This window comes from Microcystis sp. M113S1, from assembly GCF_020246945.1.
Taxonomy (GTDB): Bacteria; Cyanobacteriota; Cyanobacteriia; order Cyanobacteriales; family Microcystaceae; genus Microcystis.
Map to the genome: position 1 here is coordinate 1 of NZ_JADBSA010000178.1, position 10,830 is coordinate 10,830.

The window sequence follows — 10,830 nt, forward strand, 5'->3', positions numbered from 1 at the left end:
ACTGATAACTGATAACTGATAACTGATAACTGATAACTGATAACTGATAACTGATAACTGATAACTGATAACTGATAACTGATAACTGATAACTGATAACTGATAACTGATAACTGAATTAGTTTCTCACCGCTTCTGTTTCCACTTCTTTGGGAACAACAACTGGCACTCCGCTGACTGTTTCGATTTGATAAATAACGCGACTTAATTGGGAAGGACAACAGAGAGGATCCGTGTCTTTATAGCGATTAAAAACCACAATAATTCGATCGCTATTTTGTAAAACAATTCTCTGAGATGCTCCATCAGCGCGGGAATCCATCGGTCGCGGGGAAAGAGTGCCAGCGAATTTACCATCGACAAAAACAAAGTCTTGATAACCCATCGGTCGGCACATTCCATCCACTCCACTCATGGCCGAAATAACGCTAGTTTTACCATAGGTTTGCACGGCTCCGTACAGTAACCATCCTGCTTTATTAAGCGCTTGATCATTGGCAGTAATTGCCGGACGAACCTGTTCACGACACTGGTTATCGATCACGGTTTTAACGGGAGATTTGGGGATAGGTGCCTTGGCTTTATTCCAATTAGTTAACGGTCGATCAAACCAAGCTCGCGGAGTCTCTTTTTCTGGGGTTTGGCTAATAACTTCTAATAGCTTCCATGTTTCCGAATTTTGATTATTAGCTGGATTGGAGACGGTTTCAACGCTAACTTTAATTTGATATAAAAATCCTGGTTTATAATCAAATCCCTCGATACTATTGGCGAACAATCTCCAGTTTTCCTCTGGTTTTTCTCGCATCTGTAAACAGTCTTTGGTTGGGCCTTGGCTACAGGGTTGTTTCCTAGAATTGATATAAATTGTCTTTTCCGTGCGCGTGGTGGTCGGTGCGGGGGTAAAAGTGAGGATTCCTAAACCTTCGGGAGTACGATAAAATAATTGTAAATCGCCTTTAGCTGTCACTTGGAATTGTTCCACTCCTTGCAAGGCAGCGAGATATTGATTTTCTTGTTTCATCTGCGGTTCCGGACAAGCTTTTTTGGTAGTAGCGATCGCTTTGTTGATCTGGAACGTGCCATTATTGACTTGATAGCCGGTATTATACTGGTTGCATCCGGCCGAACCACTGAGGATATTTTTCTGGAAAGCGGCAGTAATTTCCGTTTCTTTGACCAAACTTCCGGCTGTCCAACCCCTTAGTTTCCATCGAGTCCCCTCCAAAGGGGAAGTATTAGCGATCGCTACTTTCCCCGCTAAAGCACAACTTAGGGCAATTGTCAAGAAAATTCCCGTTTTTTTGGCGTTCAAAATTGCTATTCTCCTCGTCAAAGCAACAATTGTATTATGGCGTGGGGTAATCGACTGAGTGGTTAGGATAATTTTTAGGATTTCTCTTTCTGACCATCCCGTGACGGATGAAGAGAGAACAAGTTCCCTCAAACCTTAACCCAGTCAGAAAGTCATCGTTGTCAATAATCACTTTTTGCCCTCAAATGGACAAAAGTTGACCCCGGTCCACCTTAAGCAGTACAATAAAAATCTTGAGTGACCCCTTAAACAAAAAAAACATCATGGCACAAGGACAAGGATTCGGATTCGGTCTCGGTAAGATTAAAGAACTACAAGACGCTTTCCAAAAAGCGCAACAGGTGCAACAAGGGGCTAAAGTTCTGCAAGAAGAACTGGAAACTATGGAAATTCCAGGCGAAAGTGAAAATGGCTTGGTGACAGTCTATCTCAGTGGCAACCAAGAACCCCGGGGTATTGAAATCGACCCTTCTCTCCTCTCCCAAGATCTGGAGATTGTGGCTGGGTCTATTCTAGAAGCCATGAAAGCCGCCTATGATGCCTCCACGGAAACCATGCGCAGCAAAATGGAAGAACTGACCATGGGTTTAAATATCTCCAGTATGTAATCGCTTTTGACCGCAATGGTAAGATGGAAAGTTGGACTAACAAACAAGGAGGTTCAACTTTGCTGACTTTGGGTGTCAATATCGACCATGTGGCCACAATTCGCCAAGCGCGTCAGACCGTGGAACCGGATCCCGTGGCGGCGGCAGTTTTGGCCGAAATCGGTGGTGCTGATGGCATTACCGTTCACTTGCGCGAGGATCGTCGTCATATCCAAGATCGCGATGTGCGGATTCTCCGGCAAACGGTGCGGACTCATCTGAATCTGGAAATGGCCCCGACGGAGGAAATGATCGCCATTGCTCTCGATATTAAACCCGATTATGTCACCCTTGTCCCCGAAAAGCGCCAGGAAGTGACCACGGAAGGGGGGATCGATATGCTGGGCAATTTTGACCGTTTTTGTCGGGTTGTAGAGCGCCTGCAATCGGCTAATATCCCCGTTAGTTGGTTTATTGATGCCGATTTTGCCCAAATTCAAGCGGCCGCTAATACGGGGGCGAAATTTATTGAACTCCATACCGGTCAATACGCCGAAGCACAACAGGAGAGCGATTGTCAAGCAGCATTAACAATTCTTAAAGAAGGTTGTGAATACGCTTCCTCTCTGGGTTTGCGGGTGAATGCTGGTCACGGTTTGACCTATTGGAATGTTTATCCCGTCGCCTGTTTGCCCAATATGGAAGAATTGAACATTGGTCACACAATTATCAGTCGTGCGGTTTTGGTCGGGTTGGAACGGGCTGTTAGGGAAATGAAATTGGCTATGCGTGGACAATTGTAAAAGCCATCAGCTATCAGCTAATCTCCCGACTAACGAACAATTACACTGAAAAATTAAAGGAAAGATGATGACAACTTATTATTATTTGGTAGCCAGTCAAAAGTTTTTAGAAGAAGAAGCGATCGAAAAGGAAGTTTTGAAGGAAAGAATCAGGAATTATCAAGAAAAAGGTCAAGAAATTGATTTTTGGTTAATTGCCAATCCAGCTTTTTTAGATACTCCCGCTTTTGCCGATATCAAAAAGAAAACTCCCCAACCGGCAGCGGCGATTGTTTCTCTCAATCAACAGTTTATTACTTGGCTAAAATTGCGTCTAGAATACGTTATTACCGGACAGTTTGAAGCTCCTTCCGATAGTATTCCCGAACCGTTAAAATAGGGCTTGTGGAGGGAAAATTGCTAGTTTTTGTCTGTGGAAGAAAATGCAGAAGAAGCAATGCTCACCAGCTAACTTTGCCTTTGAGCTTGTTAATTTTTCCCTGACCGATTCCCGATACTCGATCCAAATCTTCTAGGGAAGTAAAGGGTTTTTGTTGCCGGGCTGCGATAATTTTTTCGGCTAATTTGCCACTGATACCGGGTAAACTATCTAGCTCTTCTCGCGTGGCGGTGTTTAAATTAATTAAGCGATCGCTTTTAATTGTTACAGATTGGGGGCAGTTTTTTCTATCCTGTTCGATCCGATTTTTAATAGTTTCCGGCAGTCCTAATTTAGCGGTACGGTAAAGATATTGAAATTCTCGATCAAAATGAGCGGCAACGGTGGGATTATCGATAATAACTAAAGCTTCATCGTTTTGATGGTTAGCAGCTGCTGACCAATTATGAGAACCAGTAATCACAATTTTATCATCGATTAAACCGAATTTATGGTGTAATTTATCTCCCGGGGCTAGATCGGGAACTCCTAGGGTATTAATTGGGTTTTGCCAAGGCTGATTATCTGGTTCATAACGACATTTATTACTGAGAGCAACTCCTAATAAATCTAATCCTTCGCTATAGTATCGGAAGGCAAAACTAGGATCAATTAAAGCTTTAATTTCTATCCCTTTTTGATGTCGTTGGGCGAGAATATTAGCTAGAGGCTGTTCCGTCAGGACAAACAGGGCTAAATTCACGGATTTTTCAGCTTTATTTAAAGTTTCACCGATCAGACCATTGCTAGTAATTGCCCAGGGATAAGTGATAGAATCGGGGGAAAATTTCACCGTCAGACTACTATTACCAATAGTAATTTTTTGCGGTTTTCTCTGGGGTTTATCTGACCCAAATTTAGGTTGATCTTCCCTTCCCCACATCAGATTAAATTCTTTTTGAAAAACTCTAGCTAGTGGGGGATTAGTAATCACTAATAAGTGATTGGCATTACCGACAGTTTCGGGATTAGAAAAGTCTCCATGAATATCACTTAAGGTATAGTTAGCTGAACTAATTAAAGTAGTGTGATGATCAATAACCATGAATTTATGGTGCATTAAACCGCTACCTTTTGAGCGATCTGCCCTATCATCAATTAGGGGAATACCAGCTTTTTTGAGGATAGTAATTGCATCTCTTTGGGCGATTTCTTCTGTACTTAATTTACCATCTCGATTTAGATCAACTAAGTCAAAAAGGTTTTGATAACGTTCCTGTTCTCGATCGCTTAATTGTTCTTGGTTTTTGGCTAAACTATTAATAGGTTGATTGTAAATATTTTCGAGAATAACCCTAACTTTAATTCCCTGTTGCTGACGAGCAACTAAAGCTTGAGCGATGGCGGGTAAACGTAACTCTTGCACCGCTAGATCGATCGAACTTTTTGCCGAGTTGATATTATCAATAATAACCTGTTCTAAATTATCCCCTGGGCGATTAATTTGGCGATAGGGATCGGTATAATTTGAACCCTGGGCTTGATTATAATTAAAATAGACTTGAATATATTGATCTTGGGGCAAGGGTTGGGGACGATTTTGGATAACATTCAGAGAATGACAGCCACCCAAAAGAAAAACTGTTCCTAACAAAAATCCTAACTGTCCCATAGTCCGAATTTTTTTTAATCTCAATTTATCTATTGCCATTTTTGTCCACATAATTATCATTATTCTAGGATTCAGGAGGGAATTTTTAGCTAAGGAGGTTCTCGGAAATCGGTATGTACTAAATTGATTATAATCAATCCTGATTCTAGATTGAAGACGATGACTTTGTCCTTGATTGCTTAAATCGCTGACCAAAGATGTGACATCTAGTTAGGGAATTTTGTTATAATCTGGGGAACAATAGCACTGTTCTTCTAGATTTGGGTTTTACCATGACTGAACTTTTACCCCAATGCAGTAATCTGGCTGGTAATGTTAACAGTATAATTGAACTATTCAAAGGCGAATCCTCTCTCCGCAATCAACAGGATACCAGCAAGATAGAAATTGCCCTACAAAAAGCCATTTCTCCCAAATTTGAAATCGTTTTTGCCGGTGCTTTTAGTGCCGGTAAATCAATGTTAATCAATGCACTTTTAGAGCGAGAATTGCTGTATAGTGCCGAAGGACACGCAACAGGTACAGAATGTTATATTGAGTACGCAGAAGCTGATGAGGAAAGAGTGGTTTTAACCTTTCTCAGCGAAGTAGAAATTCGTACTTTAGTCGATACCGTTTGTCAAAATCTGCAATTAACCAATCCTAGTAACATTAATTCCCCCGAATACTGTAGTCAGTTAAACCAATACTGTCAAAAAATTATCGAACAGGAAGGGGGTGAAGGCAAATCCGAGCGAGCTAAACAAGCTCAGGGTTTAAAATTATTAATTGAAGGATTTACTCAAAATCGTGAGCGGATCCATACGCTGCATAATGCCACCTATTCCATGGAACAATTTCACTTTTCTAATTTAGCAGAAGCGGCCAGTTTTGCCCGTCGTGGTAGCAATAGCGCCGTCTTAAAACGTCTAGAATATTACTGTCATCATCCTCTCCTTAAAGATGGTAACGTTTTGGTAGATTTGCCCGGTATTGATGCCCCAGTCAAAAAAGATGCCGCCTTAGCCTATCGTAAAATAGAGGATCCTGATACTTCAGCAGTGGTTTGTGTTTTAAAGGCTGCTTCTGCGGGAGAATTAGCCACAGAAGAAACGGAATTACTCGAAAAAATTCGCTCTAATGCTGGTATTCGTGATCGAGTTTTTTATGTTTTTAACCGCATCGATGAAACCTGGTACGCAGCCCAACTAAAACAGCGTTTAGAAAACCTGATTCAAAGGCAATTTCGTGATACTTCCCGCCTCTACAAAACCAGCGGACTTTTAGGGTTTTATGGGTATCAGGTGAAAAATCAAACCAATATTAATCAGCGTTATGGTTTAGATTCTATCTTTGCCGAAAGTGTTAAAAATTTAGGAGGAGAAGAAGAAACACCGCAATTTGTCAGCGAGTTTAATAACTATTGTGCCAACTCCGGTAAATTACTGGCAACTCCCTTTAAAGTTTCCATCCACGGTTATGAAACTCCCAATAAAAATTACTTTCGAGTTTTAAGCGAGTGGGGAACTCCTTTACTAGAGCAGTTAATTGCTGATAGTGGTATCGAAGAATTTCGCACGGCAATTACTCGTTATCTCACGGAGGAAAAGCGTCCGCAATTGTTTGCTAATTTAGCCGATGATTTACAATCTCTCTGCATCACTCTCAAAAATCATTATCAAGGGATTTATAGTGATTTAGAAAGTCAACCACGAGAAATTGAGGCGATGAAAGCTCTGGAGTTAAATCACCTCAATCAAGAGTTAAAGGAAGTGGGAGAGAAATTAACTAAACATATCGATGTTTATGTCAATACTGTCGTGGTTAATAGCGATGAAAACTTTGAGGAAGACTTTAAGAAACTGAAAGCGAGAATGGTATCAAGATTGGATGAGTTATTAAATACTTTTTCTGTTAAAAATGCTTACTCGCAAGCGACTTTAACCCATCCTCGGAATGCTACAGCACCTTTATTAGCAGTATTAGTGGAAGCTTTTTATTATCTATCTAACCAGCTAGAAGATGTGTTAATTGAGGAGTCAACCAGTTTAATTAGTCGCTTTTGTCAGCGTCTTTTAGATGCGGTAAGACAAGGTGATTATTATCGACAAATTTACCGATTATTAGGCAATGATGGCCACCTAGAAAGTCAGCTAAAACAGCTAGAATTACAGTTAATTAATGCCTTAGTTTCCGAAGCAAAGACCGAGTGCGATCGCTATGTACGAGAAAATCATAATTTTTACAACGAAGGCACTTTTTCGATCTTTCAATTTCGGCAAACTGTGCAACAAACTGCCCAAGGTTATGACTGTGAAAGTATTCTTGCTGCCGAACCTGCTATCCGTCAATTACTTAAGTTAGATTTTGAGCCAAAAGTATCAGCAACAATTCATAAAAACTTCCGCCAAACTGTTAATAATACTCTGAAAAATCAATTGATACCAATGGCAAAAAAACAAGCGGATACTATTCTACAACAGTTCAATCAAGCTCGTTCTTATCTAGAACAAACTTTAGAACAGGAAGCGGCGGAAAAAATTGCTAATAATGCCCGCAAACAGGAAGAAATTCACCAAAAAATTGACGATTATAACCAAGCGATAAACTCTCTCAATACTTGTTTAACTGCTATGGGTTTACAGAAAAATCATTTACCTGTAATTGGTGAACAAGAATTAGAGATTGTCCCTGAAGTTGTTAATCACTCCAGCAATTAATATGGGGGAGCGGGAAGTGGGAAGCAAGAGGAAACAATCCATCTATTAAAAACCGATTTGGTGTCAAAGCAAAAAATTAATTAAAATTAAAACTCATCGGGGGATAAGCGATCGAAGTCTTGTTATCCTTAAACTGGTAGGTTTCGAGATTTTTCTAGGCTCGCAGCTTAACCCGATCAACCGATAACCGATAGAGGGGTGCAGAATGGGAGAATGGTTAGATTTTACCGATGAGGTGGTCACTGTTAATGGCAAAGGTGAGGAAATTAAACGGGAAAAAGTCACTAATCGAGGTTATAAATATTTTTTAAGCAAAAAAACCTTTTTAGAAATGATTTCTATCCCTAGCGGTCAATACCTCATCGGTGCGCCTAAAAGCGAGTTAGGCTGGAAATTGAGTCAAAGTCCCCAATCTCTGGTTAATGTTAAAGCTTTTTGTCTGAGTCGCTACCCAATTACCCAACGACAATGGCGCGAGGTGGCAAAATTAGAACCGGTAAATATTGAACTTAATCCCTATCCGGCCCATTTTGAAGGTTACGATCGCCCCGTAGAACAAATTAACTGGTGGGAAGCAGAGGAATTTTGCGATCGCCTATCCCGTCTCACCGGACTCAATTATCGTTTACCCGCAGAAAAAGAATGGGAATACGCTTGTCGGGGAGGAACATCAACCCCTTTTCACTTTGGCCCGACAATTTCCACTGATTTAGCCAACTATTCCGGTGTGGACTGGGATTATGGGGGGAAAGTGTGCAGTTATGGTCGTTATGGGGAAGGTTCCCTAGGCTGCGATCGGCGAGAAACCACACCGGTAGGAATGTTTGCCGTCGCTAACCCTTTCGGACTCTACGATCTACACGGAAATGTCCGGGAATGGTGTGCAGATTACTGGCGCGATAACTACGAAGCGGCCACAATAGAAGATAGGGACAGACGAGTTTTACGCGGGGGTTCCTGGAATGACGGCCCCAACAAATGTCGCTCGGCCTACCGGGTCAAATTTCTCGCTACTGCTGGACTCTATGATATCGGCTTTCGTGTCGTTAGCGATAATTCTCCTTCAATCTGAAAACCGATCACTGATTACCGGTGACAGGGAGGTGAAAAAATTGAAAATAGAACTACCCCAGCAAATAATCAGCGAATTTTGTCAGAAATGGCAGATATCTGAAATGTATTTATTCGGATCGGTTTTGCGGGAAGATTTTCGTCCAGACAGCGATATTGATGTACTGGTCAGTTTCCAAGATAGTGTTTCTTGGGGACTTCTGGAGTTTTCGAGGATGAAACGGGAATTAGAGAATTTATTGGGACGGAAAGTTGATTTGCTAACGAAAAAATCGATCGAGCAGAGTCATAATTGGATTCGTCAACGAGAGATTTTAGAGACAGCGCAAGTGATTTATGTGGCGGGATAAGGCTTTTTTACTAGATATTGTCCGAGCCGGTCAATTAGCTCAACAATTTGCCGATCAACCAGCAAAATTTGCAGGTGTTTGTCAGACAAATTTTGAAAATGTACCGATCCTCGATCGAGAGCTAGAATTGATTTTAGAGACAATAAAGGTAATTTAACCAAATGATTGCTAACTTTGACCATAACTATCTTTCCCCGGAAGATTATTTAGCAACGGAGAGAATGGCCAAGGATAAACACGAATACATTCGCGGTCAAACCTACGCCATGGCTGGTGCAAGTAAAGCCCACGGTATGATTATTATCAACTTAGCCACACTTTTAAAAAACCGGCTGCGGGGTAGTGGTTGTCTTGTCTATGCCACAGATATGAAAGTTCGTCTAGAAATAGCTAATAGTTATTTTTATCCCGATCTTGTAGTTACTTGCGACTCGCGAGATAATCGGTCTTTCTCGGAAGATTTTATCCGTTATCCGCGCTTGATTGTAGAAGTATTATCCCCCACTACTGCTGCCTTTGACCGGGGCGATAAATTTGCCGACTATCGTTCCCTTGAAACTTTAGAAGAATACGTTCTTATCAGTCAAGAACGCATCAGTGTAGATTGTTTTCGTCTCAATGATGAAGGATTTTGGGTTCTTTATCCCTACAGCAAAGGAGCAGATATTTATCTAGCTAGTATCGATTTTCACTGTGCGATCGAATCTTTATACGAAGATATAACAGAAATCTGTTAAAAAATCAGATCAGTTTTTTTCTGTTTACTATTTACTTTTTACCTGATTAATGCTTGTCATACTCTCCGCTATTATTCCAGTGGGTTTTATCATCCTCATCGGTGTGATAGCAGGAAAAATTCTCACTGTTGAAGTGCATTCCCTTTCCCAAATCACGGTTTATATTCTTGCTCCCGCTTTGGTCATTGATGGACTCTATCGCACCACTTTATCCGGCAGCAATATCGGTTTAATTCTTCTAGGTTTTGCTCTTATTTCACTGGTAATGGCGATTGTCGTCGAAATTATCGCCTCTTGTCTTAGTCTCGATGCTGATACCCGCAAAAGCCTCATGGCTGCCGCTGTGATGCCCAATAACGGTAATATGGGTTTACCTGTGGCTAGTTTTGCCCTGGGTGCGGCTGGACTGGAAAGAGCGATAATCTATATGATTGGTTCTAGTATTCTTTTATTTGGTATTAGTCCCGCTTATTTGCGAGGAAAAAGCTTTCTTTCCGGATTTCGCTTAGTTTTTCAATTGCCCTTAGTCTGGTCAATTTTTATCGGCATTAGCTTTCAAACTTTCTCTTTTCATCTTCCCCTGCAATTAGATAAAAGTATTAGCTATCTAGGACAAGCGGCAATTCCTTTGGCTTTAATTATCCTAGGTATCCAATTATCTCAGCAAAAATTAGCGATCGGTAAATTAGAATTATTAGCGGCCTGTTTGCGTCTTTTAGTCGCTCCTCTTTTGGCATTTGCGATCGGCAATAGTTTAGGATTAACCGGTATGGATCTAAAAATTCTTATCCTACAAAGTGCCATGCCCACCGCCGTTAATACCGTCATTTTAGTCACAGAATTCGGTGGTTCGGCCGCTTTGATGGCCCGCACAGTTGTGGTCACTACCCTTGCTAGTTTTCTGACTATTCCTTTCTTTCTTTGGTTATTAAAAGTCTATTTATAGCAGTTATCTTAATGGTGAGGTACGAAGTTTTCGTTTTGGGGAGCCAGTCGTCAGTTATCAGTTATCAGTTATCAGTTATCAGTTATCAGTTATCAGTTATCAGTTATCAGTCATCAGTTATCAGTCATCAGTTATCAGTTATCAGTTATCAGTTATCAGTTATCAGTCATCAGTTCACTGAAAAAAGCTCCCCATCTCCCCATCTCCCCATCTCCCCCCGCAACGCGCACGAAGTGGTCTCCCCATCTCCCCCCGCAACGCGCACGAAGTGGTCTCCCCATCTCCCCCCGCA

11 protein-coding genes are annotated in these 10,830 nt (G+C 41.2%); 9 read left to right on the forward strand and 2 right to left on the reverse strand.

All coding sequences use genetic code 11. The features are described 5' to 3' along the window. Positions 1–118: 118 nt before the first annotated feature. A complete protein-coding gene (locus tag IM319_RS09075) occupies positions 119–1,315 on the reverse strand; it encodes a DUF4377 domain-containing protein (protein WP_353857189.1) in 1,197 nt (398 codons plus the stop codon). A 263-nt stretch (positions 1,316–1,578) separates the two neighbouring features. On the opposite strand from IM319_RS09075, the gene IM319_RS09080 reads away from it, so the two are divergent. The 3 genes from IM319_RS09080 to IM319_RS09090 all read left to right on the forward strand — a co-directional run bounded on the left by IM319_RS09080 (position 1,579) and on the right by IM319_RS09090 (position 3,084). Further along, a complete protein-coding gene (locus IM319_RS09080) occupies positions 1,579–1,923 on the forward strand; it encodes a YbaB/EbfC family nucleoid-associated protein (RefSeq protein WP_024970320.1) in 345 nt (114 codons plus the stop codon). Between the two features lie 59 nt (positions 1,924–1,982). Further along, complete coding sequence (locus tag IM319_RS09085) at positions 1,983–2,705, forward strand: pyridoxine 5'-phosphate synthase (RefSeq protein WP_287735362.1); 723 nt, start codon at positions 1,983–1,985, stop codon at positions 2,703–2,705. 67 nt (positions 2,706–2,772) lie between these two features. After that, on the forward strand, positions 2,773–3,084 hold the full coding sequence (locus IM319_RS09090) for an MgPME-cyclase complex family protein (RefSeq protein ID WP_002797828.1): 312 nt from the start codon (positions 2,773–2,775) through the stop codon (positions 3,082–3,084). A 61-nt stretch (positions 3,085–3,145) separates the two neighbouring features. Here the strand turns inward: IM319_RS09090 and IM319_RS09095 are convergent, their stop codons facing one another. Continuing rightward, positions 3,146–4,786 carry a DUF655 domain-containing protein gene (locus tag IM319_RS09095; RefSeq protein ID WP_287735355.1) on the reverse strand — a complete coding sequence of 547 codons (1,641 nt, stop codon included), beginning with the start codon at positions 4,784–4,786 and terminating at the stop codon, positions 3,146–3,148. Between the two features lie 221 nt (positions 4,787–5,007). Between IM319_RS09095 and IM319_RS09100 the strand changes: the two genes are divergently transcribed. The 6 genes from IM319_RS09100 to IM319_RS09125 all read left to right on the forward strand — a co-directional run bounded on the left by IM319_RS09100 (position 5,008) and on the right by IM319_RS09125 (position 10,538). Beyond that, positions 5,008–7,434, forward strand: a complete 2,427-nt coding sequence (locus IM319_RS09100) for a dynamin-like GTPase family protein (RefSeq protein ID WP_287735356.1) — start codon at positions 5,008–5,010, stop codon at positions 7,432–7,434. A 205-nt stretch (positions 7,435–7,639) separates the two neighbouring features. Next, a complete protein-coding gene (locus tag IM319_RS09105) occupies positions 7,640–8,506 on the forward strand; it encodes a formylglycine-generating enzyme family protein (protein WP_286825285.1) in 867 nt (288 codons plus the stop codon). 40 nt (positions 8,507–8,546) lie between these two features. Beyond that, the gene (locus tag IM319_RS09110; RefSeq protein WP_287677356.1) at positions 8,547–8,855 is read left to right on the forward strand and encodes a nucleotidyltransferase family protein; all 309 of its coding nucleotides are present in this window, start codon (positions 8,547–8,549) and stop codon (positions 8,853–8,855) included. Then, positions 8,842–9,012, forward strand: coding sequence for a hypothetical protein (locus tag IM319_RS09115; RefSeq protein WP_287686945.1), 171 nt, complete (start codon positions 8,842–8,844; stop codon positions 9,010–9,012). Before IM319_RS09110 ends, IM319_RS09115 begins: the two co-directional genes overlap by 14 nt. 4 nt (positions 9,013–9,016) lie before the next feature. Continuing rightward, complete coding sequence (locus IM319_RS09120) at positions 9,017–9,592, forward strand: Uma2 family endonuclease (protein WP_287735358.1); 576 nt, start codon at positions 9,017–9,019, stop codon at positions 9,590–9,592. Positions 9,593–9,641: 49 nt separating this feature from the next. Further along, entirely contained in the window at positions 9,642–10,538 is an 897-nt protein-coding gene (locus tag IM319_RS09125; RefSeq protein WP_287735360.1) for an AEC family transporter, read from the forward strand. The last annotated feature ends 292 nt before the right edge of the window (positions 10,539–10,830 follow it).

Coding starts and splice junctions, on each gene's coding strand:
- IM319_RS09080 (WP_024970320.1), top strand. CDS start 1,579: ATGGCACAAGGACAAGGATTCGGATTCGGTCTCGGTAAGATTAAAGAA.
- IM319_RS09090 (WP_002797828.1), top strand. CDS start 2,773: ATGACAACTTATTATTATTTGGTAGCCAGTCAAAAGTTTTTAGAAGAA.
- IM319_RS09095 (WP_287735355.1), bottom strand. CDS start 4,786: ATGTGGACAAAAATGGCAATAGATAAATTGAGATTAAAAAAAATTCGG.
- IM319_RS09100 (WP_287735356.1), top strand. CDS start 5,008: ATGACTGAACTTTTACCCCAATGCAGTAATCTGGCTGGTAATGTTAAC.
- IM319_RS09105 (WP_286825285.1), top strand. CDS start 7,640: ATGGGAGAATGGTTAGATTTTACCGATGAGGTGGTCACTGTTAATGGC.
- IM319_RS09115 (WP_287686945.1), top strand. CDS start 8,842: ATGTGGCGGGATAAGGCTTTTTTACTAGATATTGTCCGAGCCGGTCAA.
- IM319_RS09120 (WP_287735358.1), top strand. CDS start 9,017: ATGATTGCTAACTTTGACCATAACTATCTTTCCCCGGAAGATTATTTA.
- IM319_RS09125 (WP_287735360.1), top strand. CDS start 9,642: ATGCTTGTCATACTCTCCGCTATTATTCCAGTGGGTTTTATCATCCTC.